26 protein-coding genes are annotated in these 25,142 nt (G+C 41.2%); 15 read left to right on the forward strand and 11 right to left on the reverse strand.

Annotated features, from left to right (window positions below; translation table 11 throughout):
* Nucleotides 1-147 precede the first annotated feature (147 nt).
* The 7 genes from A9267_RS19790 to A9267_RS19820 all read left to right on the forward strand — a co-directional run bounded on the left by A9267_RS19790 (nucleotide 148) and on the right by A9267_RS19820 (nucleotide 7,047).
* Nucleotides 148-783 carry a hypothetical protein gene (locus A9267_RS19790; RefSeq protein ID WP_065110473.1) on the forward strand — a complete coding sequence of 212 codons (636 nt, stop codon included), beginning with the start codon at nucleotides 148-150 and terminating at the stop codon, nucleotides 781-783.
* Between the two features lie 67 nt (nucleotides 784-850).
* Nucleotides 851-1,321, forward strand: a complete 471-nt coding sequence (locus tag A9267_RS19795; protein ID WP_055024108.1) for a CYTH domain-containing protein — start codon at nucleotides 851-853, stop codon at nucleotides 1,319-1,321.
* A gap of 10 nt (nucleotides 1,322-1,331) precedes the next feature.
* Nucleotides 1,332-2,699 carry a hypothetical protein gene (locus A9267_RS19800; protein WP_065110474.1) on the forward strand — a complete coding sequence of 456 codons (1,368 nt, stop codon included), beginning with the start codon at nucleotides 1,332-1,334 and terminating at the stop codon, nucleotides 2,697-2,699.
* Nucleotides 2,700-3,029: 330 nt separating this feature from the next.
* Nucleotides 3,030-4,376 (forward strand): OprO/OprP family phosphate-selective porin, encoded by a 1,347-nt coding sequence (locus tag A9267_RS19805; RefSeq protein ID WP_055024110.1) that lies wholly within the window; start codon nucleotides 3,030-3,032, stop codon nucleotides 4,374-4,376.
* A 17-nt stretch (nucleotides 4,377-4,393) separates the two neighbouring features.
* Nucleotides 4,394-5,218, forward strand: a complete 825-nt coding sequence (locus A9267_RS19810; RefSeq protein WP_065110475.1) for a hypothetical protein — start codon at nucleotides 4,394-4,396, stop codon at nucleotides 5,216-5,218.
* 107 nt (nucleotides 5,219-5,325) lie between these two features.
* A complete protein-coding gene (locus tag A9267_RS19815; protein ID WP_055024112.1) occupies nucleotides 5,326-5,994 on the forward strand; it encodes a DUF47 domain-containing protein in 669 nt (222 codons plus the stop codon).
* Between the two features lie 9 nt (nucleotides 5,995-6,003).
* The gene (locus A9267_RS19820; protein ID WP_065110476.1) at nucleotides 6,004-7,047 is read left to right on the forward strand and encodes an inorganic phosphate transporter; all 1,044 of its coding nucleotides are present in this window, start codon (nucleotides 6,004-6,006) and stop codon (nucleotides 7,045-7,047) included.
* Between the two features lie 6 nt (nucleotides 7,048-7,053).
* Here the strand turns inward: A9267_RS19820 and A9267_RS19825 are convergent, their stop codons facing one another.
* Nucleotides 7,054-8,049 carry a helix-turn-helix domain-containing protein gene (locus A9267_RS19825; protein WP_065110477.1) on the reverse strand — a complete coding sequence of 332 codons (996 nt, stop codon included), beginning with the start codon at nucleotides 8,047-8,049 and terminating at the stop codon, nucleotides 7,054-7,056.
* Between the two features lie 158 nt (nucleotides 8,050-8,207).
* Here A9267_RS19825 and A9267_RS19830 point away from each other — a divergent pair, with 158 nt between their 5' ends.
* From A9267_RS19830 to A9267_RS19845, 4 genes are read left to right on the forward strand one after another with little or no spacing between them, the layout of a single operon-like run.
* Nucleotides 8,208-10,319 carry a TonB-dependent receptor domain-containing protein gene (locus A9267_RS19830; RefSeq protein ID WP_065110478.1) on the forward strand — a complete coding sequence of 704 codons (2,112 nt, stop codon included), beginning with the start codon at nucleotides 8,208-8,210 and terminating at the stop codon, nucleotides 10,317-10,319.
* Entirely contained in the window at nucleotides 10,319-10,930 is a 612-nt protein-coding gene (locus A9267_RS19835; RefSeq protein WP_065110479.1) for a PepSY-associated TM helix domain-containing protein, read from the forward strand. Before A9267_RS19830 ends, A9267_RS19835 begins: the two co-directional genes overlap by 1 nt.
* Nucleotides 10,931-10,950: 20 nt before the next feature.
* A complete protein-coding gene (locus A9267_RS19840) occupies nucleotides 10,951-11,475 on the forward strand; it encodes a DUF2271 domain-containing protein (RefSeq protein WP_082972475.1) in 525 nt (174 codons plus the stop codon).
* A gap of 10 nt (nucleotides 11,476-11,485) precedes the next feature.
* The gene (locus A9267_RS19845; RefSeq protein ID WP_065110480.1) at nucleotides 11,486-12,355 is read left to right on the forward strand and encodes a DUF4198 domain-containing protein; all 870 of its coding nucleotides are present in this window, start codon (nucleotides 11,486-11,488) and stop codon (nucleotides 12,353-12,355) included.
* Between the two features lie 365 nt (nucleotides 12,356-12,720).
* Here A9267_RS19845 and A9267_RS19850 read toward each other — a convergent pair whose 3' ends face one another.
* From A9267_RS19850 to A9267_RS19870, 5 genes are all read right to left on the reverse strand, one after another.
* Complete coding sequence (locus A9267_RS19850; protein ID WP_055024119.1) at nucleotides 12,721-13,011, reverse strand: cytochrome c3 family protein; 291 nt, start codon at nucleotides 13,009-13,011, stop codon at nucleotides 12,721-12,723.
* 20 nt (nucleotides 13,012-13,031) lie between these two features.
* Complete coding sequence (gene nrfD / locus A9267_RS19855) at nucleotides 13,032-13,973, reverse strand: cytochrome c nitrite reductase subunit NrfD (RefSeq protein WP_065110481.1); 942 nt, start codon at nucleotides 13,971-13,973, stop codon at nucleotides 13,032-13,034.
* Nucleotides 13,970-14,659: a 4Fe-4S dicluster domain-containing protein gene (locus A9267_RS19860; RefSeq protein WP_065110482.1), complete on the reverse strand. Its 690-nt coding sequence runs from the start codon at nucleotides 14,657-14,659 to the stop codon at nucleotides 13,970-13,972. The genes nrfD and A9267_RS19860 overlap by 4 nt, the downstream gene beginning before the upstream one ends.
* 16 nt (nucleotides 14,660-14,675) lie before the next feature.
* Nucleotides 14,676-15,149, reverse strand: coding sequence for a nitrite reductase (locus tag A9267_RS19865; RefSeq protein ID WP_065110483.1), 474 nt, complete (start codon nucleotides 15,147-15,149; stop codon nucleotides 14,676-14,678).
* 83 nt (nucleotides 15,150-15,232) lie between these two features.
* On the reverse strand, nucleotides 15,233-15,730 hold the full coding sequence (locus A9267_RS19870; protein WP_055024123.1) for a DUF2726 domain-containing protein: 498 nt from the start codon (nucleotides 15,728-15,730) through the stop codon (nucleotides 15,233-15,235).
* Between the two features lie 520 nt (nucleotides 15,731-16,250).
* Here A9267_RS19870 and A9267_RS19875 point away from each other — a divergent pair.
* Nucleotides 16,251-17,216 (forward strand): LysR family transcriptional regulator, encoded by a 966-nt coding sequence (locus A9267_RS19875; RefSeq protein ID WP_055024124.1) that lies wholly within the window; start codon nucleotides 16,251-16,253, stop codon nucleotides 17,214-17,216.
* A 112-nt stretch (nucleotides 17,217-17,328) separates the two neighbouring features.
* Here A9267_RS19875 and A9267_RS19880 read toward each other — a convergent pair whose 3' ends face one another.
* On the reverse strand, nucleotides 17,329-18,348 hold the full coding sequence (locus A9267_RS19880; protein WP_065110484.1) for a LysR family transcriptional regulator: 1,020 nt from the start codon (nucleotides 18,346-18,348) through the stop codon (nucleotides 17,329-17,331).
* A gap of 380 nt (nucleotides 18,349-18,728) precedes the next feature.
* Between A9267_RS19880 and A9267_RS19885 the strand changes: the two genes are divergently transcribed.
* The 3 genes from A9267_RS19885 (at nucleotide 18,729) to A9267_RS19895 (ending at nucleotide 21,300) form a co-directional block, all read left to right on the forward strand.
* A complete protein-coding gene (locus A9267_RS19885) occupies nucleotides 18,729-19,217 on the forward strand; it encodes a C40 family peptidase (protein WP_065110485.1) in 489 nt (162 codons plus the stop codon).
* Between the two features lie 131 nt (nucleotides 19,218-19,348).
* A complete protein-coding gene (mog, locus tag A9267_RS19890) occupies nucleotides 19,349-19,882 on the forward strand; it encodes a molybdopterin adenylyltransferase (RefSeq protein WP_055024127.1) in 534 nt (177 codons plus the stop codon).
* A gap of 410 nt (nucleotides 19,883-20,292) precedes the next feature.
* Nucleotides 20,293-21,300 carry a GlxA family transcriptional regulator gene (locus A9267_RS19895; protein ID WP_065110486.1) on the forward strand — a complete coding sequence of 336 codons (1,008 nt, stop codon included), beginning with the start codon at nucleotides 20,293-20,295 and terminating at the stop codon, nucleotides 21,298-21,300.
* Nucleotides 21,301-21,327: 27 nt separating this feature from the next.
* Here the strand turns inward: A9267_RS19895 and A9267_RS19900 are convergent, their stop codons facing one another.
* The 4 genes from A9267_RS19900 to A9267_RS19915 form a co-directional block, all read right to left on the reverse strand.
* Nucleotides 21,328-21,564, reverse strand: coding sequence for a hypothetical protein (locus A9267_RS19900; protein WP_065110487.1), 237 nt, complete (start codon nucleotides 21,562-21,564; stop codon nucleotides 21,328-21,330).
* A 126-nt stretch (nucleotides 21,565-21,690) separates the two neighbouring features.
* On the reverse strand, nucleotides 21,691-22,839 hold the full coding sequence (locus A9267_RS19905; protein WP_065110488.1) for an ABC transporter permease: 1,149 nt from the start codon (nucleotides 22,837-22,839) through the stop codon (nucleotides 21,691-21,693).
* Nucleotides 22,839-23,573: an ABC transporter ATP-binding protein gene (locus A9267_RS19910; protein WP_055024131.1), complete on the reverse strand. Its 735-nt coding sequence runs from the start codon at nucleotides 23,571-23,573 to the stop codon at nucleotides 22,839-22,841. The genes A9267_RS19905 and A9267_RS19910 overlap by 1 nt, the downstream gene beginning before the upstream one ends.
* A 2-nt stretch (nucleotides 23,574-23,575) precedes the next feature.
* The gene (locus tag A9267_RS19915; RefSeq protein ID WP_443018814.1) at nucleotides 23,576-25,126 is read right to left on the reverse strand and encodes an alpha/beta hydrolase; all 1,551 of its coding nucleotides are present in this window, start codon (nucleotides 25,124-25,126) and stop codon (nucleotides 23,576-23,578) included.
* Between the last annotated feature and the right edge of the window lie 16 nt (nucleotides 25,127-25,142).

Here is a 25,142-nt window from a genome sequence, read left to right on the forward strand (position 1 = left end):
TTTAAATATGTTCTTTTGATTTATGATTGTAAGATTAGGTTGAGACTAAAATTAATAAAAGTTGATCTAGATCTGTTTTTTTTGTCAATCACAGGAGTACTGTAAAAGGGTACTCAATAACAACGACTTGATATGAAAGGAAACAGTATGTCTGAATTAACAATTGGTGAAATTTCGAAACCACGCTTTGAGTTCCGTACGTTTGGGCAGGACTTTACTGAAGCTGCAGAACGTATGGCGCGTTTATCTGTACCGGTTCCAGAAAAGGTATGGCGTCGTGAAAGTGATGAGATTTACATTATGTCTCGCACCAATGATTTGAATAACACCAAAATTCGCGATGGCAAAATGGATGTTAAAAGTTATGTGCAAACGGTAGATGGTCTAGAGCAGTGGGATCCTAAGTTAAAAGCAGAATTCCCGATTGCTAAATCTCAGCTTGTAGAAGAGATTTTCCCTGCATTTATGGTAGAACAACCTGCATTAGCGAAAGAAACCTATAGCTTTGAAGAGTTTATCGATATCATCGATGCCCACCCAGATCTTCAAGCAGTTAAAATTCACAAAGAACGTTTTGGTTACATGGTCAATAACACCATTTGTGAGGTCGCCAATGTATTAGTGAACGGTGCGCGCTTAGTCAGTGTAAACAGTGAATCTACCGAGCTTGATGATATCCAAACAACAGTAAAAGATTTGCGTTTAGAAGGGGTTGAAAACATTAACTACCTTCAAGCTATTAAGCGTGTTATCGGCATGAAAAACTTGCCATTAGCGAATTAATTCACTTGGCCGACTTAATAGGCAAAAGTGGTAACAGCGACAAATTCATTTTTAGGGAATAGCTATCATGGCACAAGAAATTGAACGTAAATATTTAGTCTCAAGTGACGAATTTAAAGCTCAAGCAGCTAAGTCTGTGCGCATTATTCAAGGTTATTTAAGTAGTGTGCCGCAACGTACTGTGCGAGTTCGGGTAAAAGGCGATAAAGGGTTTTTAACCATTAAGGGAATTGGTAATGAGTCAGGTGCGTCGCGTTATGAATGGGAAAAAGAAATCACTGTTGAAGAGGCGCAAGAACTATTGAAAATCTGTGAACCAGGCGTCATCGACAAAACTCGTTATCTTGTCGATTTCGAAGGACACATCTTCGAGGTTGATGAGTTCTACGGCAGCAACCAAGGGCTGACTGTCGCAGAGGTTGAATTGACAGATGAAGCGCAAACCGTTCATAAACCAAGTTGGTTAGCAGAAGAAGTCACTGGTGATGCGCGTTACTATAACTCGATGCTAATGAAGCAACCTTTCACTCAATGGTAGGGTGAATGTCATGTTGTCGCTATCGATAGCCGATGAGTACCACTTAACGATTCAGCTGGAAATTCCACCTGAGTTAAGTCGAGTGCAATTGCAGGTGTATTTCTTCTATCCTGCTAAGTTGGCTGACAATAGCGACGTCATGAATAAAAGTAGTTTTTATCATAATCTCCTACAGCAACAGCAGCTTATTAAAGTTGACCCCATCAGCTGTAATACTATTGATCGTGATTTATTGATCATTAAGCAAACTGCTTATGCTACAGCTAAGGCCAACCAACGTCGTTATGTGTTGGCCTTATCTGAATTTGTTTGCGGGTTACTCGATTTACAACCTGAAGACTTTTTACCTTCCCATCAAATGACAGAGCAAGATCTTACCATTGGCAGTGCTCGGCGATTACGGTTTATGGGGGACAGAATAGAGCAGTTCTCACAGGTTCATGACAATGAAGCGGGTGTTATCCAAAGTAAATTATTTAAATTGGCATTGCATGTCATTAGCTACCACTATCACCAGTGTTTACTAGAAGCGAAACATAAGGCATCTAAAGAAGAAAAAGCTTGGCTGAATACTCACATTCATCGGTTAACCGAAGAGGCTGAACTGCGTAATCTGACGTTAATGCCTAAATCAGAAGCTGGCAGAGAAAAGTTACTTAACCGCTTACATATTGCAAAACGAGTCATTCATAGACCTTATCAATTATCTCGTAAGCGACTTAAAAACGGCGAAGTGGCAGAGCAACTTATTTTTGGTTTTGCTGCGGCATTAGCAATGGCGTTTGCCACGGGAGTGGCTTTTGCAACCCAAAGGGCTTTTGGCAATTTCTCGACCCCTTTTTTCTTTTCATTGGTGTTGTCATATATTTTTAAAGACCGCATCAAGGAATTGGGGCGTAACTATTTTATGGAGAAGTATTTTTCTAAATACTCTCAGCATCATTATCGTTTTCATCAAGCCGACTCTGGTCAACTTGTTTTTGATGCCAAAGAAACCTTGTATCGACAAAAGGCTGAGGCCTTACCAGCCAAAATTAATCAGCTTCGTAAACGTTTCTACCGTGCAGATAGCCATAGCTCCCAAGAAGCGTTGGTATATAAACGCTTATATCAATCACATTTAAAAAACGGTGAAGAACCTTTATTTAAGTTTAGAGACAAACTGACACTTAATTTAAGTAAGCGTTTACGTTTTTTACCAAGAACCATTCGTTGTCACTGGCAAGAAACAGATAACAACATAAAACAATACAATGTGCACAGTGTGTATCCCATAAACGTTATTGTAGAAATTAAAACCGATGCTGATAGCGTTTATCAACGCTATAAACTCACGACCAGCCGTAAAGGGATCCATAGATTAGAACAGGTTAAATAATTACTTTCTGATTTTATCGGCTGGTACGGCGCTCAAATCGCTTCTCATATAAAGCCTAAAACCATACAGGTAATTTAACCTAAAAGACCGGGAATCGTTGCGTTTGAATTGAGATAATTCTAATGCGGGATTCGGCTGCCTAATATAAAAAAAACACCCGACAATGAACAAGTTGCACCCAGATCTCATTAGTTAATAATTGTCAGATTAAGTTGTAATTAGTTGATGTTGATCATGTTTTTTCTTCTGCTGTAGATCTACTCTATGCCTAACAGGATAGAAACATTTTTGTTCCACATTAGTCTTAAAATAAATCTAAGGAAGAGAAAGATGAGCAAAGAAAATGTGTTTTCAGTTTCGGGCGTAGCTAAGGCTGTCGCGATATCGTTATTTTGTTTTTCAGGTGCTGCAATGGCAGCTGATAGCGACCGTGTGACAGAACTAGAAGAACGCTTAGATGCACTAGAAATGGAATTAATTGAAGCAAAAGATGCCGCTAATCAAACTGACCGATTAACGTTCTCAAGCAGCAGCCCGTCACCAGAGTTTATATCGAAAGACGGCAAGTCGACCATGGAGTTTTCTGGTCGTATTCAATTGGACTATGTGAACTCTGATGATTTCTACACTGGCAGTAAACGTGAATTTGAAGGCGGAGCAAACACGGTCGACTTCCGACGAGTCCGCTTTGGTGTAGAAGGTTACTTTTCAAATGTTTGGAAGTACTCGTTAGAATTTGATTTTGATGGGGAATCAGAAGTAGAAGTCAAAGATGCCAATGTGAGTTACCGTGGCTGGGAGAACCAAGAGCTTGAAATTGGTTTTCAAAAATTTGGCTTCGGCTTAGAGGCGACAGGCAGTTCTGCTCACCTTGCTTTTTTAGAGCGTGCGAGCACAGATACCTTCTCACCAGATCGTAATGTGGGTGTGCAATGGTTGTATAAAGGTAATGACTACAACTTGATGCTGGGCTTAGGTACAACCGCTAACATCAATGATGATGATTTAAACTTCAAACAAGATGTCTACAACGGCCGCTTTACTATGGCGCCGATTAATACCAGTGATCATTTATTGCATATTGGTGTGAGTGGTATGTACACCAACAATAATAGTGAAGCTGAAGAAATGCGTTACCGTGCAAGACCTAGCAGTAAACCCGTTAGCCGCACTATTGATACTGGTAAGTTTGATGCTGAATCAGTGCAAAGTTATGGCTTAGAGTTGGCTTATCAGCACCGTAATTTACTGATCCAAGGTGAATATGTAACGTCAAAAGCGGATCAAGTTGACGATGAGTCGGTAAGCGTTGATGCCTATTACTTACAAGCTGTGTATACCTTAACGGGCGAGCAATGGAACTATGGTAGTAAGAAAGGCACCTTTAAATCAGTAAAACCTGAAAATGCGATTTCTGCTGGTGGCTATGGTGCTTGGGAAATCGCTGCACGTGTTGATGTTGCTAACTTCGATGATACCGATGCCGATATCTATGGCGGAGAAAAAACCGATTACATCGTGGGGGTAAACTGGTACTTAGAAAATAACCTAAAAGCGCAGTTTAACTATGTTCGCAGTCAGTCGGATTATAAGCAGCCATATACCGACATTAACGGTGTCGAAATGTACGATCAAGATGGCAATATTTTCCAAGCCAGATTGCAATTTGCATTCTAATTTAAGGGGATATGTTGATGCGAAATAATCTATTTTTAATTGGCTTGGTGAATGTGTGTTTAAGCTCTAGTGCCTATGCATTATCGCCAGATGCGTTTACTTCACTTGAGTATCACGTGAATACGGGGACAGCTAAAACGATGCCTTATGCAGCGACTAAGCAAACCGATGAATTTAAAGAAGCATTTAATTTTATCGATTTAGAAGAGCGCCTTAAAGTCAAATTGGTGACTTACTTAGATACGCCAAATCGCGCTTTCAAAGCCAAGGATATCAATATCCGTGTGCGCGAAGATGTGAGTAAGCCTCGCAAAAGTAAAATTACCGTGAAACTACGTGCAGCTGACCCAGAAAGTTTTGGTGAACTGTCTAATTACCGTAAAGCGGAAATTGACTATACCGATGGTAAAGCGGCATACAGTGTGAGTTATGACGTGCCATATTCTCCAGCAGATATTGATGTCAGAAACGTGGATATCGATTCGGTATTTAAGGTGTTAAAGCGCCATTCTGTGTTGTGGGACATCGTTGGCGACATCTATGAAGCTCATCAAGATGAGGTTATTCAAACAATGGTCATGCGCACCCATGGCTGGGAAGGGGCGGTAAAAGATAAGCGTTTTGATAATGTAGAAGTGGACTTTCAAGTATGGACTCCATACTACCGTAAGCCACGTATCAGCTTTAATGAGTTCTCGTTTAAAGGGCATGTTAAAGACAAAGCGCAATTAGAAAAAATGTACCAATACTTATACCAACAAGTTGAATCTGTCGGTTATGAGCATGGTCATAGTGGTTCGAAAACAAGTTCCACTTTTAAAATGAGTAAAGGATTCAACTAGTTTCCCGCACTCACCCATGACTGGGTATTATCACCCTCACTCCCATTGGTAGTGCCCGGTCATGTTTTCGCTTTACCTTCCATTATCAATACTACAAGGAGATGCCAATGTTTGGCTTTTCTCGGATTTCTACGCTTCTTTCTCAGAGTCAATCTACCGAAACCAATGTTTTTTTATTTCTAGATCAAGTGACCTTAGCGCAACATAAGTTTGTTTATATGTGGCAAATGTATCTCACCCATGGCGCTAATAGTGATGAGTTTTCCAATGCGTTAGCTGAATTACAAGCTATTGAACATGAAGCCGATGTGCTCAAGCGAGAAATTGAACAAACCTTATATCGAAAGACGCTTATTCCAGATTTACGGGGTGATGTAGCGTCACTTATCGATTTAACTGACCGCCTAATCAATCGCCAAGAGACTATAGGTTTGCACCTGCAAATTGAAAAGCCATTAATCCCTCAGGCGGTTGAGGCTGATTTGATGGTGTTACTTAAGGCTGTAGGCAATACCATTGACCACACTTTATTGTGCGCCAAAAGCTTTTTTACCGATTTACAGCGGGTGCAGGAATATCATCAAAAAGTGATCATGTTTGAGTCTGATGCAGATAAAGCCTGTACTCGAGCTAAAACGATTTTATTTGATACAGACTTGCCACTTATTAACAAAGTGCAGCTGCGTTATTTCTTTGACCGAATTGATCAAGTGGCTAATTTAGCCGAAGACATCAGTGACAGGGTAGCCATTTTCACGTTAAAACGCGTTCAGTAAGGAGTGCAAATGGATATTGCGATTTGGGTGTTTCTTTCAAGTGGCTTGTTTTTAGGTTGGTCACTGGGTGCAAATGATGCTGCGAATGTCTTTGGTACCGCAGTTGGCTCAAGGATGGTGAAGTTCTCTACTGCCGCGATGATTTGTTCGGTGATGGTCATTTTAGGCGCTGTGATAAGTGGTGCTGGTGCGTCACATACGTTAGGCGCGCTGGGTAAAGTGTCAGCTATTGGTGGTGCTTTCACAGTGGCTTTATCTGCAGCAACAACCGTGTACTTAATGACAAAATCAGGTTTACCAGTATCCACAGGGCAAGCCATTGTAGGGGCGATTATTGGCTGGAACCTATTCAGTGGCATGGCAACTGATCCCGAAGTGCTCACTAAAATTTTAAGCACATGGGTGATGTGTCCAATCTTAGCGGCAATTACGGCAGTTTTGTTGTATAAGGCGGTGACCAAAGCAATTAACTGGTGGCGTCCTGGGTTATTCCAGCTTGACCAATGGACTCGAGTCGGTTTGATTTTAGCTGGCGCTTTTGGTGCCTACAGTTTAGGAGCGAATAACATTGCTAATGTGATGGGGGTGTTTGTATTAAGCGCGCCTATCGATACCATCGAGCTGGCTGGAATAGAGTTTACTGGGGCGATGCAGTTGTTTTTCTTAGGGGCTGTTGCTATCAGTATTGGGGTATTTACTTACTCTAAAAAAGTGATGATGACTGTGGGTGGTAACTTGATTTCAATGACACCTGTAACCGCATGGGTCGTGGTAATGGCGCATTCCATCGTGCTATTTATTTTCTCGTCGCAGTCATTGTCAAATGGCTTTGTAAATATGGGCTTACCAGCGATTCCATTGGTGCCGGTATCGAGCTCGCAAGCCGTGATTGGTGCCGTGATAGGCATTGCTTTTTTAAAGCGATTGCCAATTCAATGGCCTGTATTAGGTAAGATATTAGTGGGCTGGGTTATCACACCAATATTATCGGCCGTAGCGTGCTTTATTGGTTTGTTTATCGTGCAAAACTTGTTTAAGCAAGTGGTGATGTAAGCCTAGTTACTCAAGGTTTCTGTATTGGTTTTGCATTTCAATTGGCGTCATCGAAAAGTACTTTTTGAATGCCGAAGAAAAGTTAGAAACATGGTTGTATCCTGAGTGGTATGCCACTTCCCCCACTGATTGATTGTCAAAAATAAGGCGTCTTCTTGCATGCTCAAGGATCTGATTGCGGATGTACTCTTTGAGTGTCAGTTGGTGATGCGACTTAAAATAACGTTGTAAGGTACTAACACTCGCGCCAAGTTTGTCAGCGATTTGTTTGAGAGATAATGATTCAAATAGTAAGGATTCAATTTTTGCCTCAAAATCAAACTGACTTACTGGTATAGGGGAGTTGTTAACGTCAGGCTCTTTTGGGGGAATCGCATCTCGATCGAGGTTGTCACTCAGTAGCGTAAAACTGTCACAAAAAAATTGTAATGCCAGTTGCTCTAATTCCCATTGGAAGTTAAGTGTTTCATCGAGGCTTTTTTGATACAGCTCAGCGGCTAATGTTAGTTGTTTTTCAGTGCATGGCCACTGAAAAACAGACTGAGCCGAGGCAAATATTTTCTCAATATGCAGCCTGTCAGCCATGCTGCCACAGCGGGTTAATAACCATTGCTTGGTAATGCTTAAATTGACTTTTTTGACCTGCTGTTGCTGAGTAAAAAACCGAGTAAATATCTGCTGTGAATTGATAATGTTGATGAATAATACAGGCGAACTTTGCGCTTGAATATCATAGCGTTGATGTTCCAGTGCAAAGCTAACCTTACCGGCGAGTAATACATTAATGCTAATGCAGGCATCAATCTGCGAGTTGCTATAACCCTCAGTATGCTCTGTCATATTAACGCAGTGTACATCAATACCACTGGGCAGTTTTTTAAAATACACCTTACCGGTAATCAGCTCCTTTGAAGCAATATCTTTTGCTTCAATAAAAGCATCTTCATAGCCTGCATCTTTGATTTTTCTTGATAACTCAACCTTTGATAAGCGTGGATTCATACCTAAGTTGCCTTTTCATAGTAAATGGCGATTACGCATAACAGCTTGGCGATTTCGCATAACAATGAGTGAAACAAACACCATAACACAGTGGTAACATAATGATAATAATTCTCATTACAGTTGTTCGGAATAAATTTCATCCACAAGGAATCGTTATGTTACCCAAGCGCTTTAAAATAAGTTCGACAAGCTTAGCTGTTGTTACAGTGCTTACTTCTTCAGCGGTATTTTCGGCTGAGTCTGAAGACACTGAAATAGAACGTGTGACAGTATGGAGTACCACTGTAAATGCCTCTTCTATGTATTTAAAAGAAGAAGCCATTGCCAGTAAACAGGCTGATCATATCAGTGACTTATTACGCAGCATTCCTGGTGTGGATGTTGGCGGAGCACATTCATTAAATCAGCGTATTACGATTCGTAGCATGGATGATAAAGACTTAGACATATCGATTGATGGTGCTAAGCAAAATAACTACATGTATCACCACATGGGTAACTTGCAAATTCACGCTGATATTTTGAAGTCAGTTGATATCGATGTGGGTAACAATTCAGTCATTAACGGTGGCTTAGGTGGTTCGGTAAGATTTGAAACCAAACAAGCACGTGACTTATTGCAATCGGGTGAACGATTTGGTGGACGCGTGCAAGTGGGGGCTGGCGATAACTCTGGACAAACCTACTCAGCCACAGCTTATGGTTTGATGACTGACAGTGTTGATTTTCTTGGTTATTACAATTTGGTCAATCGTGAAAATTACGAAGTGGGTGGCGGAGAAATTACCGATTCAAATGGCGATGTCATTGAAGGTACCGACGGCACGGTAAGAGGGCTTGAGGGCGAACTTGATGATGCACTAATTAAGTTCGGCTGGGAGCCGAGCGATAATCAGCGTATTCAACTTAGTTATGAAAAGTACACCGACGAAGGTGACTACAGCTACCGCCCTGATATGGGGCTTGCAACTGATATCGCTATTACCGAGTCATTAAATGTGCCACTGCTTTGGCCGACGAAATTTACGCGTGACACCTTGGCGCTTAATTACGAGCTAAGTTTGGCGTCAAGCTTGATAAAAGCGGCAGCATACTCCAATACCAGCGAGCTGTGGCGTGATGAAACGGGCTATGCGGATAATCCTGATTACGCAGGGTGGGCTGCGATTGTCACCGGAGAGGCAAAGAATCAAGGCATAAACTTATTAGGTGAAACCACGCTGACAGCTCTGTGGGAGCATGACTTTACTTATGGTTTTGATTATGTGAAACATGATACAGATTACTCTGCTCGATACACTGCTAGCACGGATGAGTCTGCTGAAGAATCGTCAAACATTGCTATTTTTGTTCAAGATCGAATTGCCTTTAACGATTACATCAGTTTGATCCCTGGCTTACGTTATGACCAATATTCAGTGGATTCTAAGGTCGTTGATAACGACTTTGATAATACTGCATGGGCGTTAGCGTTAGCCATTCAGCCTACTGATGATTTAGTGTTTAATGTCAGTGCTACAGAGTTATTTAAGGGGCCTGAAATTGGTGAAGTGTTTGTCGGCGCAGGTTTATATGACACCACCAATCAAGACATTGAAGCCGAAACTGGGGTTAACTATGAGCTAGCTTTTGCATATCAATTTGAAGCATTTGGTGATGATAATATTTCCCTAGGGGCAACCGTATTTAAAACCGAAATCAATGACTACATCTACGATTATGCTACAGCACCTGCTACTTCTGGAGGTCGTTATTGGAAAGACAATATCGGCGATATGGATATTGAAGGTTATGAGGCCTACATTAATTATCTCAATGGTGGTTTTTCAGGCTCGGTAACCTACTCAAGTGCTGAAAGTGAATTACAGGCGTTTGAACAATATAGTGAATTAGACGGAGCACGATTAGATAGACAACAAGGTGATACTGTCAGTGCAACCTTAGGTTATGCATTGGATGACATGGGGTTGTCGTTTAATTGGGAACTGCTTTATGCCGATGACGTGCCTGCTGGACTTGATTTAGACGGTGCAAGTCTTGATAACAGTAAGCAAGGTTATACCGTGCATAACATCAATGCCAGATGGGATATTGCAGCGGTTGAAGGGTTAACCATTATTGCAGGTGTCGATAACTTATTTGATGAATATTATGCTTCGCAATCTTCTCGTACAGGGGTGTCTTTCCATCCTCGATTTGGCGAGTTGTATCTGCAAGATTTTGAACCTGGCCGTAATATTAAGGCCACGGTGTCATATCAATTCTAATGGCAACTTCATGGCTACGTACGGCAAAAGCAAAACGCTTTTTTAGCTTTTGCCGCTGGTTACACATTTATGTGTCATGCACTTTATTTTCCCTGTTAGTCTTTTTTAGCCTTACGGGGATTACCCTTAATCACCCCTCTTGGACTGCTCAAGCCACAAGCGAAATCCAAAGCTTACCTTTACCTGTGCAATTTGCTCAGTTTGAAGGAGAGTATCCGCTTAACGCGCTGCAAGCCTATATCGAACAAAAAACGGCACTGGCTTCTCCACGCAGTATTGATGTGCTGGTGGACATGGGCGAAATCACCTTTGACTACCCTTTGCCTGCAGGTTATGCCTTTGTCACCGTGTTACTTGATGACCAACTCATTGAAATTGAACACAGTAGCCAAGGCTTACTGGGGTTAGTGAATGACCTGCATAAAGGCAGGCATAGCGGCAATGTGTGGTCTGTGGTGATTGATGTGTCCGCAGGGCTGATTTTACTGTTTTCGATTACAGGGTTGATTATTTTGCTTCAAAACGCCAAACACCGCCGCATGGGATTAATGGTGGTGGCATTGGGCAGCATTACACCTTTAGTGGTGTATTTGATAGCGGTGCCAAGGTAATCGCAACAAGGAGAAATTCAATGAAAAATAATGCAACAAAACTCATGGTGCGGCTACAGATCGCGTTGTTGTTACTTATCGGTTTATTAATGACACCCACTTGGCTGCAAGCTCAGGAGTTTACGGTGTCGGTTGAGATTCCAGATATAAAAGCTGCGCCATACCATAAACCGTATGTGGCGATCTGGATTGAAACTCCGCAGCGTCAGGGAGTGCATACATTGGCTTTTTGGCGACAACAAGCTGACTGGTTTAAAGACTTACGCCAGTGGTGGCGAAAAATAGGTCGTAGTGGTTCACCTGATTATCAAGCCGTGAGTGGCGCTACGCGTAAGCCGGGAGTGTATAGCATTCATTGGGATGGTCGATTGGGAACTGGAGCAATGCTGCCAGCAGGCGATTATGTATTACACGTTGAGTCAGTCAGAGAGCAAGGGAGTCGCGAATATTTACGCCAAACGTTTTCATACCCCAGTAACAAACAAGAGCAGTTGGTTCTTGAAGGAAAACAAGAGCTAGGCACAGTTACATTACTTATCAAATAGGAAGATCAATATGTCAGTTAACGTTAAGCTTATTTCACGTGCAGTCGTGGTGATAGCAAGTGTATTTGCCGTATTTACTAGCACGGCACACGAACGGTTTATTCTGCCGTCTCATACCTTGTTATCAGGTGAAGCACCTCAATCTATTACCGTATTGGCGAGTATTTCTAATGATATTTTTCACCCTGATAGACCATTGGGCGACAGTGGTTCAGGACGAGATGTCGGTGAGCTAAAAGAATATTTTGCAAACCTTGAATACACGGTGATCGCGCCAGATGGCAAGGTGTCATTAGACACACAATGGGCGGCGTATTCACGTATGTCTGTTGCTGATGTGACCTTAGCTCATGAGGGGACGTATCGTGTCGGCTTGGTACAACCGGATGTGTTTATGACTACCTTTGTTAACGCTGAAGGTCAGCCTGCTCGTTTATGGGGGCCGTCACCTGAAATTCCTGCCGGAGCAACAAAGGTGGTTCGTCGAACAACAGCATCAAGGGTAGAAACGTTTGTGACGTTAAACAGTGTGACTCAACAGGCGATTGCGCCTACTGGGACTGGCGTTGAAATCGTGAGTAAAAAAAACCACCCGAATGATTTATTTGCTAATGAAACTGCACAGTTTCAATTGCTTTTTAATGGAAAACCTTTAACGACAAACACTAAAGTGAAATTGATTAAAGCCGGAACACGTCACCGTAATGACCGAGATGAGCAAATTTTGGATGTGAGCCAAAATGGTGATATTAGTTTTACCCCAAGCCAAGCAGGTTTTTACTTATTAATTGCAGAAACCCATGTTAATGCTCCAGATGCAGCAGATATAGATGTGAAGCACTTTAGCCTTTATTTGACCTTAGAAGTGTTTCCAGAATAATAGGGAAATATAGGCCAATCGCTAAAAAAGCCACCCTTTAAAGGGTGGCGAACCCATTTGGAGGTTGGGTGCACTCACTTTGCATAAGGGGCAATACCTTTCGGCAAAGTACTTAGTTAACGTGCAATAGATACAAGTAAAATGGCATCCTGCCCAATGACTTCCTTGTTAATACGACGAAATGGCTAAAGTCATTTCTTCGATGGATTAGCCAATTACATGGCTATTAATCACTTTCAGTGCTTTGGGTAAGACTGAACAGTCACTTTTAAAAAGCTTAATGATACGATTTCTTAACAGTGACATTGTTTGCTGGTGGTTTAATTAATGCGCTTCGTGAATGGTTCGACGAAGCGCTTTATATGCTAATGACAGTCAGCACAAGTATCGTTTGGATCTTGAACTTCATGCACGATATGACAGGTTCCACAATCTAAAACGCCATCATGTTGTTGATGAATTTCACCATCAATACTATCTAATCCACCGTGACAATCGATACAGGTTTGGTTTTCATACGCCATATCTGCTGATGGTTCACCATCCATGTGGCAAGCTTCACATCCAGCCATGTCCGTATGAGTGTCTGCAATTGATTCAGCAAATGCAGCACCAGAGAAGCTCAGTAAAATCGATAGTCCTAAAACTTTAAGCATGGTTAACTCCTAAATAATGATTAAGCTACGGTCATTTGACCGGTATAAAGAATGAAATTACGAAGCAAGAGGACACCGAATAGGCTACAACTTGCTGTGATGGCGACATAAGAGAATTTGCRTTTTGCTGATGCTGTCATAAATAGGTTAAATGCAAGCGGCATAGCTAGACCGACAACGACAATCCCTGCCCAGAACACCCAGCCCCAAAAACCTTCACCAATGGCATTGAGTGCAGCAACCTGACTTTGACCACCGGTTAAAATTAACCCTACGAAGAAGGTAAATAATAAAGCGAGTTCAAGCAGGATAAGTGGGATCTCAATGTTATGGATAAAGTGCACTTCTTTACCATCAGGGTTGCCTTTCATTAATACGCCACCTAGCAATGTGCCTGCCGCGCCAGAAGAGATACCCGAGATTAAGAACAGCATTGGTAGTACAGGGTTATTCAGCATTGGGAATGTGGTTAATGCTGACAGTAAGAAGCCTGTGTAGGCGCCTAATGATAGTGCCAAGATGACAAGTAACCCTGTAATCGTTGCTTCCATCTTTAACAAAATATCCAGCACTTTATCGACGATAGGCCAACGGTCATTACACCAATGACGGATAGGCTCTTGGAATAAACAAGCCAACCATGAGAATAAAGCCACTTGATAAACCATCAGTACAGCAACGCCCACTGACATCACTGAAGTTGGGTTGTAGAAAACCAAAATTTTCCAGAAATCAAACGGCTTGGTTAAGTCAACGACCAGGATCCCAAGGCCAGCAAATACTGCAAGAGGAGCAATAAGACATGCAGCTCTTACAAAGCTAGACTTATAAGCGTTTTTACCCAATTTGAAGTGCTTTAGTAATACTGCAAAACAAATTGCCCCAGCAGAGATCCCTGCTAAAAATAAGTAAATGGCGATTGGCCAGTGCCAAATGAGGCTGTCAAAATGGAATGGGCTCATAACTTGATTTCTCCCTCTTGGGAAGCAATACGGAACACTTTAGGGCGTGTACCCAGTTCGGTTTTACTTCGGTAGTTAGGCGTCGTTTTAAGGACTTCAACCACTTGTGAATGTGGATCTTTAAGGTCACCAAAGGTGAGCGCTTTTGTTGGGCAAGCTTCAACACATGCTGGTAGGCGACCTTCTTTTAAGCGGGTCTCCTTACAGAAGTCACATTTATCAGCGGCTTTAGTGACGGGGTTAATAAAGCGAATTTGATATGGACAAGCAGCGATGCAATACAAGCAACCAACACATTTCCATTCATCAACGCTGACAATGCCAGTTTTAGGATCATGGTAGGCAGCGCCCGTTGGGCAAACGTTAACGCATGGTTTGCCTTCACATTGCTGACAGGACTTACGGGTGAAACGATAAAATTGATTGGGATATTCACCAAAAGGCCCTTCGCGCTCAATATCTAAACGGCTAACCCCTTCTGGTACATTGTTGGTTTCACGACAAGCGACGGAACAAGCGTCGCAACCAATACATTTGTTTTCATCATGAATAAGGGCATATTTGCAATTTGTGCTGTTATCTTCTTTTTGACCGCCAGAGTGGGCGATACTTAGGCCAGATGCGCCTGCAGCGCCAACGGCTGCAACACATGCTCCTTTTAAAAATAGTCTTCTTTCTTTTTTCATCGTTTTATCCTCCTAATTATTTGCTTTCATGACAGCTAACACATGATGCGATGCGCTTGCTTTCAGTTATGCCAATAATTGGATCAACTTCTGGATGCAGTTGGTGACAGTCGGCGCAGTTAACCTTGTTAGAATGGACATTGTGGGTCCAATCTGCAGCGGCTAATTCTTCTTGACCGTGACAAGCCATACAGGCAGCTGTTTGTTGTGCTGCTGTAGCGGGGGAGTTTTCACCAAAACCAATGAGTTCTGATTCGCCTCGTGGATGCTTACCTTTCTCGCCATGACAGTCCTGGCAGGTTTGACCTAATGCGTCATTTGCATGCATGCCATACATGTTGCCGTTTTTCTTATGGCACATGATGCATTGGCGATTTTGATTCATTTTAAATTCAGGGGTGTCAGCCTTGGCGACAGGCGTGGTAAAACCGAGTACCACCATCAAAATAGAGGTCAACAAGGGAAGGGTGATTTTTGAAATTCTGGACATAATGAGCCCTCACATAATTCAGTGATACAGTAACGTCTAATAGGGATTTGAGTGCTGAAGCCTAGCTTCAGCACTCGATAGCACTAAGCTGCGAGAGAGTTGCGAATTAATGATTCATCACATTGTTGGTTTTTAGCTAAGTGAATCACTTTAATACCAACCTCTGCTAATGAATGGTCGATGAACTCATTATTTTCAGGTGTGTTGTGTTGAGGATCTGTAATCACCAGTTTGACTGCTGAGTTATCATCGACGACAACATAATCGAGGTGACAATGTTGTAGATGCTTGTGAGCATCTTCTGGCTTGTCTGTTTTATCAATATCTACAATATTATCCATCGTAGTACCGTATAAAATATTATATTTACCTTTAGCAATTGAATTGAGCTTATTGAAAAAACCAACGGGTTTATTCGCAATTTTTTCAGGATTCAATTTAATATTAACGCCCACATTCTCTACATTGCTGGTTTTGAAAAACTTTATACATGTCATTGTAAATGTTACTAGAACAAAAGGAACAACAAGGAATAATACAAAGTAGACAAAAGCATAGCTTAATATGACTGATGTGTTCATAAACGCCTCCAAACTTTCATTGATTATTAAATTTATTTTTAAAGCACATTCAGTATTTCCTTGTGAGGGTTTATAAACATTGATTTAAATCAATTAAATAATTGGATGGTTATTTTTATATTTAAATATCAAATTTGAGTTTGTTTATTATTATTTAGATTTTACAAATTTTAAAAGGTATATTTTGAATTGCGACTTTTGAATATTTAAATGTGATATTTTGATTTTCGAAATTAGCTTGTTTGTTATTCTGTTTGTTGAGATTTTACTTTATTTAAAAGTAGCAGTCACAAGGGGTTGGTGGCTTTTGTGAAGTTTTTATTTCACTGTTTATAGATTTTTATATATAAAAAGGTGTTATGTTTTTTAGTATTCCGATATTTAAATATTTATTATTCATTTTCTGTATAACCAAATAAGTGACATAGCAAACATTTTCATAAAACAATTAAAATAAAATAACAAAAATAAATTTAAATTGGGTATTATTAAAATGAACTTATCATTGGGAGGTATTTAGATGAGAGATATTAGTTATAGTGACCTAGATTTATTGAGTATCAATATTCTAGTTAATCTGTATGAGAACAAGTCTGCGACATTTGTATCTAATAAATTGAATGTGCCAGCACCCAAGATAAGTCGTTGCCTTAAGCATGCACGAGAAATTTTTGGTAATGAGCTTTTTATTCGCAAAAAATATGGCTTGGTGCCTAATGAGTTTGCAGGCAAAGTTTATCCGATTGCTAAGCAGATACTTGAATGTTCAAACAGCCTGCAGCAGCTGAATGGTGAGGCGATAGCTGATAATATTCATAACTTTGAGATTGTTGCGCCAGATCTTGTTTCTTTTCCTTTTCCTAAGATGTTGCTTACGTCCATTAGAGATGCAGGAAAAGATGTCAATTTTAATATCTCTGCATGGAATAAGTCTTCACTTGATCATATTGTCTCTGGGGATATTGATATTGGTATCTGTTGTAGCAAAGCAATAGATAATTTGGAAAGCATAGATGATAATTTAGCTGTATTACCGTTAAAGAAATTGAATAAGCTATTTTTAATTTGTGATGAGAAACACCCAATTCTAAAAGAAGAAATAACCTTAGAGTCAATTGCGAAATACCCTTACGTTAATAGTAATGTTGGTGATGCAGAACAGAGAATGAGTGCTTTTCAAGAGTATTGTTATCGTAGAAAAATACCGCTTAATACTGAAATGGATTTAAATGGTGTTTCCAGTTTATTTGAGTATTTAAGACAAACTAATGCGGTTGCTTTACTACCATATAGCTCGATATATAACATGATCAATACAACGCCAGGTTTACACGCATGTCGTTTAGCTGAAGTTGAATCTGATAGATTATATATGGAAGTAAAAGTACCGACGCTATATATGATTTATAATAAAAATAATCATGAAGCTAACTTGCAATGGTTAACTGAAAAAATTCAAGGTTTGGTACATTCAGCGCTTCACTAATTGTTCATATAAAACTGAATAATAAAGCCACTCAATTAATATTGAGTGGCTTTATTATTTTTAACTTTATAAAAATTAATAGAATCTAATTGTTATTGATTCTTATTTGTTTTTATTCCGCAGCAATTATTTCATTACTTGTCACTTCATCATTATTAATATCACTGTTATTCATATTTCGATACGCTTGTTGATATTTTTTCAAATTATCGGTCATGTTTTCTATTAATAACGCAGTGAACTCTGATGTTTTAGCTTCATGACATTGTAAGTAATGACAGGGGGCAACGATATTTGCGGAGGTTTGAAGGTGAGTATAGTAGAACTCGGTCATATCAATGAGCTCAATGTCATCTCTTTGTTTACTTAATTCAAATGGGAAGACCGAAGGAGCCCAGCAAATATCATCTGAGTTAACGACACGTTCAAATGCCATGACAAGGCTTGATGTGATCAAACTGATGTCTGCTTTCAAGTGAGTGATTTCACTACAACGACTCACGATTTCAGTAAGCGCTGATGTGGGGCCATTGTGGATGAATACTAGGCGATTCTTAAGAATACTTTCAAGGGTTATTGGCTGCTGTAGGATTGGATGCCCTTTACGTACCGCTAAAAACCAGAACTCAATATCACCCAACTTATTATTGATTATATTGTCATGGCTAAAAGGAAAAGAAGAAATAGCATAGTCTATTTTTCCTTGTGCAATTTTTTGTTCAGCACTTTCTGTCCATGGGTGGATATCAACGATATGACTAACGCCTAACATCTCGCTGGTTTTATCAATCGATTCTAAAAGAAACATCGACATTTGCTCGGGAGCGCTGATATGGAGTACGAGATCATTTTCAGGCTGGGTCTTTGCGGCCGTAGCCATATCATCGTATGCACTGATGATATTTTTGGCTAAAGGGTATAAACGTTCAGCCATGGCGTTTGGTTGAAGACCGTATTGCTGGCGAATAAACAATTCATTATGAATAACTTCTCGCATTGTGCTGAGTGCACGGCTCACCTTTGGCTGGGTGCTGTTGAGTTTTTCAGCTACAACGCTACCATTTTTATATTCAAATAGGCCAATCAGAACTTTAAGCGTAAAGTAATCTAGCCTTGATAATTGTTTTTCCATGAGTTTTACCAAGCGTTTGAGTTATTCATCTTTTGCGAAGTTATCACATCACTATGGTGCTAAATCGAATGCAACTCACAGTTTACCTCTTTAGGGGTATTATTAGCTAAGTATAATACTTAAATACTATATTATTCAGCAAGATAGGGAATACAATTGAGATTGTTGTATGTATTGTTGTATGTATTGTTGTAACCATGTTGTTGACAGTTTGTGTGTTAATTTTGCTGTTTTTTTGTTCAGCTGTAGTGTTTAGGTGCGAGATATTCGTAGCGAGTTTTATAAGATTTCATTTGAATCAATTACAATTAGACTAACCTAAATGGTTTGTACAAATAGTTATGCTGATATAAGGCGATAAACTAGATGGAAATGAATGTATGGTATTAAGAGCCGTTATCACATTTGTATGCTTTTTCCTGACCGCATGTGCTGCTCAAGTCGATTCGCCTTTGCCGTCAGGCACTCAAGCATCAACTGACATTCCCAAAGCTGATGAACGCTTATGGAATGAAGCACGACTGCTGCAGTTTCATCAGCAATGGCAAGGGACACCTTATCGCTTAGGTGGGCTGACTAAAAAAGGGTTAGATTGTTCAGGGTTAGTGTATGTGGCTTATCAAGATCTCGTCGGCCCAAGTTTGCCACGCACAGTACAAGGGCAAACTCACCTTGGTACACGCATTAATAAGCGTGATCTTCAAAGCGGTGACTTAGTCTTTTTTAAAACCACAGGTTCAGGTCGCCATGTTGGTGTGTATTTAAGTGGACATCGTTTTTTGCATGTTTCGACTAAAAAAGGCGTGATGATCTCGAGTATGGATAATGTGTATTGGAAACCCAGATATTGGTTTGCCAGCCGTTTATAGCTTTCATCGCTGTAACTCTTGATCAATCTCTCCGCTTCAGCGATAAAATTGTGGTATTTTAGCCGCATCTAAAGTCTAAAAATCCATTTAGTCTTACAGTAATTTTAATGATCAAGTTTAAGGACCTCGTCATGACCAAAGCTAAAATCGGTATTGTTACGGTAAGTGACCGTGCAAGTGCAGGTGTGTATGAAGATTTATCGGGAAAAGCCATTATTGATGTGCTAAATGAATATTTAACATCAGAGTGGGAGCCTGTTTATAAGGTTATTCCTGACGAAACTGCAGTGATTGAAGCCACATTGATTGAAATGGCTGACGAACAAAATTGTAGTCTGATTGTGACCACCGGCGGAACAGGTCCTGCGAAGCGTGATGTGACACCTGAAGCGACAGAAGCAGTATGTGATCGCATGATGCCAGGCTTTGGCGAGCTAATGCGCGCTGAATCATTAAAGTTTGTGCCTACAGCTATTTTATCTCGTCAAACAGCAGGTTTACGTGGAGACTCGCTGATTGTTAACTTACCTGGCAAGCCAAAATCAATTCGTGAATGTTTAGATGCGGTATTCCCAGCCATTCCATACTGCATTGATTTAATGGATGGTCCATTCTTAGAGTGTGACGAGTCTGTGATTAAGCCATTCAGACCGAAAGCAAAATAACTTTTTAAGCCGATTTCAGCTTATCTAGATTACTCATCTTGTAGTCATCATTATTAAGCGTATTGCGGGATGTTAGCCTGCAATGCGCTTTTTTATGGGCTTTCAATAACGATTACAGCCCTTTCCTAAAGATTAAGTGGGCGCTATAGCCAGTAAATATGGTGAGAAAGGGAATCGCTATCAGATGGGTAAATACATTGGGCGCCGTATTGAAGTTCAATGACAGTAATAACCCCCAACTGACAGCGAGATAACTGAGACTAATAATTATATGCTGGCTGATTTTTTTCATGACTTGTGTCCTTACTGCTAATGACTCACTGTGATTAACAGTATAAAAACTAGACAAATCGATTTTAAGTGTCATTATTGACAAATATAAAGTCAAAAGTGACATTCTGGGGGGCGTAATGAAAACAATTTATATTTTAGCGGCGGGTAACGTAGTGGCGAGTGGCCTGGTGAGCTTTCTTGATGTATTTAGTTTTTGTAATAGTTATTGGCGCCGTATAAATCAAGATGCCAAACAAGACTTATTTCACTGTCATGTCATCTCAGCTGACGGTCATAATGTAAAAACCAATCAAGGTTTTGAAGTGCCCGCCAAAGGGCTAGCGCATCCTGATGATATTTTGCAGGCTGATGCCGTCATACTCGCCTCTGCATTTGTGACTAACCGAACTGAATTTCAAGCATTTTTAACCGATTTTGAACCTTTAATAGCACCACTATCGCGCTTTTCGGCTGCTGAAAAGCCCGTTGCTGCTTATTGTTCAGCAACATTATTGCTTGCTGCATCTGGCTTATTAAACCAAAGGCGCGCAACAACGGTTTGGTGGCTTAGCGAGATGTTTGAGCGCAACTTTAAAGATGTGCAGTTATGTATGGATTCATTGGTGGTGTCTGATGGCCATATACATACCGCAGGTGCGACAACTTCCAATTTAAGCTTAGCGCTGCATCTTATTTCGATTTTAGCAGGTGAACAAATGGCGCAGCAGATAGCGAAAATATTGCTGATCGATCCTAATCGCTGCTCTCAACAACCCTTTATGACAATGGCGATTAATCCTGAACAGCATAAAGACGAATTAATACATAACGTACAGCGTTGGATGCAGGCTGATTTGAGCCGGCATTGGCTGCTAGATGATATTGCAGATAAATTTGCCGTAGGCAAACGCACGTTGATTAGGCGCTTTAAAAAAGCCGTGAATGAAACGCCAGCGAGCTATATGCAGCGCCTTCGAGTAGATGAAGCAAAAAGATTACTAGAAACAACAGAATTGGCCATTGAGCAAATTGTCGAGCGGGTCGGGTATGAGGATGTTAGCTCATTTAGAAAACTATTCATCCAACTCACCACGTTAAGCCCGCGTGCTTATCGACAAAAATTTAATACTCATACCTGCTGCTAGCGATACTTTTTGGGCTTTAAGTGCTAATTAAAGTGAGTTAATTTGCTGCTTTAAATCATACTCTGGCTCAGTGACAATTTTCTCAAGAGTGGCAATTCGCTGCTTGAGTTCATTGTTTTGTTGTCGCAGTAACTTCATTTCTTCAGCCTGATGACCTGACTTATTAGCGCTTTTTGATTTCATATACTGCTTAAAAATCTCAGTCGCTGTGGTGCCAACAGTAATCACAATGACTAAAGCTACAATGGCGTATTCTTGTTCCATAACAGACTCCTTCCTATATGAGGGTTTATACCAATCAGCATAAGAATGATCACTTATTTATCCCGATAGGTATTAGCATGATGAGCATGCTTGGTATTCAACCTTGCCCATGCATGCCATTAACGTTTACAAACCAAATACTACTTTCTCGCTTTTCAGCAGTTTTTCTAGTCCTAATGCAAGTGCAATTGACAGTACCAGTGTGGCTGCAGATGACACCAGTAATTGCAGCATTGGGATTTCACGACCTTTAATAAAGGCCATTAGGGCTTGCTGCTGGCCTGAAACAGGTAACCATTCCAGTACATCGGGTGCAATGTTGTAGCTCGCTGCCATTGATAAGGCGAGCGGCACAAACAGTACCATGGTGAGATAGGACTGAGCCTCTTTAAATGTTTTGGCCATAAATGACACAAACAATTGTAATGTTGCCGCCATAATGGCGAGTGGAATGCCAATAAATAGCATTAGCCCCATAAAGTCTGGCGAAATATTTACGCTAAAGCCAAGCTCTTGCCAGGGCACAAAGGTGTAGGCAAATTTAGAAACGATTAAAATCAGCAATAAGCCCAGCAATGCAAAGCAGGTGACTGCAATGATTTTACCTAGTACTAATTGGCGCGTACTAATAGGGTGGCTTAACAGCAGTGCTAATGAATTACGCTCACGTTCGCCCGCACTGGTATCAATAGCCAAGTTCATGCCTGAGATAAACACCGAATAAATCATGGTGAAAATGGCAATGCCTAAAATAAAGCCGCCTTTAGAGTCTGGCGTTGCTTGATCTTCTACTACCACTTTAATTGGCTGCACAACAGCGGGGTTAATCCCACGTGCAATGAGGCGTAAGCTGCCCATTTCACCGCTGTAGGCTTGCAGTTGGTTTTCAACTCTGCGAATGGATTGCTGTAGCTTTTCATTTGAGTTATCGGCGATTAAGGTGATCTCAGCAGGCTTTGCTTTCGCCATGTGTGCTGCATAATCGTCACTGATGATGAGCTCGATATCTTTGACATCTTTAGCTGCAACCCCTTCGTCAGTTGAAGCGTTAATGCCGCGATTATTTAAGAATCGGACTAGATCAGGCGCGTTGTCGGCATTGGTGATCTTGATATTAAGATCTTCAGGGGTCGATAGTTGCCCAATCAACACCATAAACATGCCGCACATTAACAGCGGGGTACCGATGGCATAATATAGACCTGCCATTACTGAGCGTTTGTCACGCATTGCGTCGATGAGTTCTTTGCGAACCATTGCTATAACTGTTTTCATTAGGCTGCGATTCCTTCGTCAGTACCGATGAGTTTAATAAAGGCTTCTTCCAGTGAGGTTTCACCCGTTTGTTGGCAAAGCTCCTCTGGGCTGCCTGTGGCAACCACTTTACCGTTAGCCATCACGATGACTTGGTCACATAAAGCGGCCACTTCTTGCATCACATGGCTTGAAAACAACACGCAATGGCCTGCTTTTTTAAGCTCAATCAAAATATCTCGCAGTAACCTGGTACTCATGACATCTAAGCCACGTGTTGGCTCGTCTAAAATGATGTTGGTTGGCTGGTGCACTATCGCTTGGGCTAATGCAGTTTTCATGCGTTGCCCTTGTGAGAAACCTTTACATCGACGGTCGGCAATATCTTCGAGTTTTAATTGCGCGATGACATTGGCTGTTGCTTGTTTAGCATCAGCCTTTGACATGCCGCTGAGTTCGGCAAAGTAGCTAATGTATTCTCTTGGCGATAATCGCTCATATAAACCAAATGGGTCTGGGAATAAGCCTAATTGTGCTTTGGCTTTTGTTGGCTCTTTGGCAACATCAATACCATCGATTTCGGCGTGGCCTTCATCTGCCGCTAATAACCCAAACACTGTTCGTAGACAGGTGGTTTTACCCGCGCCATTTGGGCCAAGTAGTCCAGTAATATGACCGTCATGAGCACTAAAGCTGAGGTTATCCAGTGCTTGTACGTCGCCAATTTTTTTCGATAAATTCGATACAGTAATCATGATTATTCTTCCTCAGCGGCAGCTGAAAGGGTTTCAACTGAGTTGGCATTTAAATAAAAACTTCTACGGACATCCTTTTCTAAGCATTTACCGTCAATGTTATCTATCGAGCCACTGCTCACTAAATCTGCGATGAGATCGTTACCGCAGCTTTGATAAGCCACGCCATGGGTCGCAAATTCTGAGACAAAATGTTTAGCATTAGTGAGTTTTTCTGTGGCCATATCGCCCCAGCTTGGTGGCGTTGCAGGATCTAGTTCACCTGAAAGCAAGAGGGTAGGAATGTCACTTGCGATAGCATCGCTAAAGCTGTTATCGACTTGCGGCATATTCCATACGCTGCACGTTGCCTCTAGTCCTTCTATCATGGTGCGTCCCATGTAAGAGTCTTGTGCTTGTTCGCGCATGCTTGTTGTGATGCGATGAATGTCTTCGCCACAAACCACAGAGGCGTGCATTCCCATGGCGATACCTGTGCTATCTGAGGTTAAGGTGTAAATGCCTAATATGGGTTGGTAGTTCCCTAAAGCGGCTTGATGAATTGCATGGGGCGTTAACGAGCGAATGTTGGGCATGTATAGTGCCATTCTAATCGCACCGTTAAATTTACCTCGAGTCAGCAAAAAGCTGGTTAGCTCATCAGTTTGTGGATCGCGTACTTGTGTCTTGACTGGGGATTTGGCTAACTGGTTATCGACAGAGATAAAATCTTGTTCAAGATCCGGAAATTGCTGACCGCATAAACTGTTTTGCTGGCAGTCTTTAAAGAGAAGGCCGTAGCCTCTATCGATGGCTTCACCAATAGCGATAACACTTTGCTGCATTGGTACAACACCATCTAAAGTCACGGTGGCGATCGCATTTGGATGTTCACGCATATATAGCTGCGCCATACGGGTACCGTACGATACACCATATAAATGCAGTTTTTCATAACCTAAGTGTTGGCGAATAGCTTCAAAGTCAGTTAACGCCGTTAAGCTGCCATATTGCGTGACATCAGCATCTATTTTATCTAAGCAGGCTTGAGTGTCTTTCACATAGTCCATATCGTCATCATTAAACGATAGCACTGACATATCGTCATCATCACAGGCCAAGATATTAGATTGCCCAGTCCCACGTTGGTCAATCAATAAAATGTCGCGATCTTGACGGACTTTAGCCAGTACGCGGTCAAACCCTGCGGCATTTTCAATGGCTGATTGTCCTGGTCCGCCAGCAATGGCAAGCATGGCTTGTTTTTTAAAGCTGGGTTTAATCGCTGGTAATACAGCGTAATGAACGGTGATTTTCTTGCCATCAGGCTTGGCTGGATTTTCAGCCACTAATAATGAGCCGCACTGCACTTGCTCTGATAAACCATCAACATAACACGCTGAAAGTGGTGCTTGTTCAATAGCAACAGTGCTTTCATCTGCCGCAGCAGATAAGCTCATCATAGACAGTAAACCAACTTGAACGGCGCTTATCAGCTTTGATTTTGTTGTCAGCCAACGGGCATTGCTTACCTTGTTATAGGTTCCTTGCAACATAACTTTTCCGATGTTCATTACATCTTTCCTTTTT

It is taken from the genome of Shewanella sp. UCD-FRSSP16_17 (genome assembly GCF_001675935.1).
GTDB classification, from domain to species: Bacteria; Pseudomonadota; Gammaproteobacteria; order Enterobacterales; family Shewanellaceae; genus Shewanella; species Shewanella japonica.

What these genes read in the sequence shown, in the direction of transcription:
- A9267_RS19800 (WP_065110474.1), top strand. Translation starts at nt 1,332, where the DNA reads ATGTTGTCGCTATCGATAGCCGATGAGTACCACTTAACGATTCAGCTG.
- A9267_RS19865 (WP_065110483.1), bottom strand. Translation starts at nt 15,149, where the DNA reads ATGTCCAGAATTTCAAAAATCACCCTTCCCTTGTTGACCTCTATTTTG.
- A9267_RS19830 (WP_065110478.1), top strand. Translation starts at nt 8,208, where the DNA reads ATGTTACCCAAGCGCTTTAAAATAAGTTCGACAAGCTTAGCTGTTGTT.
- A9267_RS19790 (WP_065110473.1), top strand. Translation starts at nt 148, where the DNA reads ATGTCTGAATTAACAATTGGTGAAATTTCGAAACCACGCTTTGAGTTC.
- A9267_RS19905 (WP_065110488.1), bottom strand. Translation starts at nt 22,839, where the DNA reads ATGAAAACAGTTATAGCAATGGTTCGCAAAGAACTCATCGACGCAATG.
- mog (WP_055024127.1), top strand. Translation starts at nt 19,349, where the DNA reads ATGACCAAAGCTAAAATCGGTATTGTTACGGTAAGTGACCGTGCAAGT.
- A9267_RS19860 (WP_065110482.1), bottom strand. Translation starts at nt 14,659, where the DNA reads ATGAAAAAAGAAAGAAGACTATTTTTAAAAGGAGCATGTGTTGCAGCC.
- A9267_RS19805 (WP_055024110.1), top strand. Translation starts at nt 3,030, where the DNA reads ATGAGCAAAGAAAATGTGTTTTCAGTTTCGGGCGTAGCTAAGGCTGTC.
- A9267_RS19815 (WP_055024112.1), top strand. Translation starts at nt 5,326, where the DNA reads ATGTTTGGCTTTTCTCGGATTTCTACGCTTCTTTCTCAGAGTCAATCT.
- A9267_RS19875 (WP_055024124.1), top strand. Translation starts at nt 16,251, where the DNA reads ATGAGAGATATTAGTTATAGTGACCTAGATTTATTGAGTATCAATATT.
- A9267_RS19845 (WP_065110480.1), top strand. Translation starts at nt 11,486, where the DNA reads ATGTCAGTTAACGTTAAGCTTATTTCACGTGCAGTCGTGGTGATAGCA.
- A9267_RS19840 (WP_082972475.1), top strand. Translation starts at nt 10,951, where the DNA reads ATGAAAAATAATGCAACAAAACTCATGGTGCGGCTACAGATCGCGTTG.
- A9267_RS19900 (WP_065110487.1), bottom strand. Translation starts at nt 21,564, where the DNA reads ATGGAACAAGAATACGCCATTGTAGCTTTAGTCATTGTGATTACTGTT.
- A9267_RS19820 (WP_065110476.1), top strand. Translation starts at nt 6,004, where the DNA reads ATGGATATTGCGATTTGGGTGTTTCTTTCAAGTGGCTTGTTTTTAGGT.
- A9267_RS19825 (WP_065110477.1), bottom strand. Translation starts at nt 8,049, where the DNA reads ATGAATCCACGCTTATCAAAGGTTGAGTTATCAAGAAAAATCAAAGAT.
- A9267_RS19795 (WP_055024108.1), top strand. Translation starts at nt 851, where the DNA reads ATGGCACAAGAAATTGAACGTAAATATTTAGTCTCAAGTGACGAATTT.
- A9267_RS19880 (WP_065110484.1), bottom strand. Translation starts at nt 18,348, where the DNA reads ATGGAAAAACAATTATCAAGGCTAGATTACTTTACGCTTAAAGTTCTG.
- A9267_RS19885 (WP_065110485.1), top strand. Translation starts at nt 18,729, where the DNA reads ATGGTATTAAGAGCCGTTATCACATTTGTATGCTTTTTCCTGACCGCA.
- A9267_RS19835 (WP_065110479.1), top strand. Translation starts at nt 10,319, where the DNA reads ATGGCAACTTCATGGCTACGTACGGCAAAAGCAAAACGCTTTTTTAGC.
- A9267_RS19895 (WP_065110486.1), top strand. Translation starts at nt 20,293, where the DNA reads ATGAAAACAATTTATATTTTAGCGGCGGGTAACGTAGTGGCGAGTGGC.
- A9267_RS19870 (WP_055024123.1), bottom strand. Translation starts at nt 15,730, where the DNA reads ATGAACACATCAGTCATATTAAGCTATGCTTTTGTCTACTTTGTATTA.
- A9267_RS19850 (WP_055024119.1), bottom strand. Translation starts at nt 13,011, where the DNA reads ATGCTTAAAGTTTTAGGACTATCGATTTTACTGAGCTTCTCTGGTGCT.
- A9267_RS19910 (WP_055024131.1), bottom strand. Translation starts at nt 23,573, where the DNA reads ATGATTACTGTATCGAATTTATCGAAAAAAATTGGCGACGTACAAGCA.
- A9267_RS19915 (WP_443018814.1), bottom strand. Translation starts at nt 25,126, where the DNA reads ATGAACATCGGAAAAGTTATGTTGCAAGGAACCTATAACAAGGTAAGC.
- A9267_RS19810 (WP_065110475.1), top strand. Translation starts at nt 4,394, where the DNA reads ATGCGAAATAATCTATTTTTAATTGGCTTGGTGAATGTGTGTTTAAGC.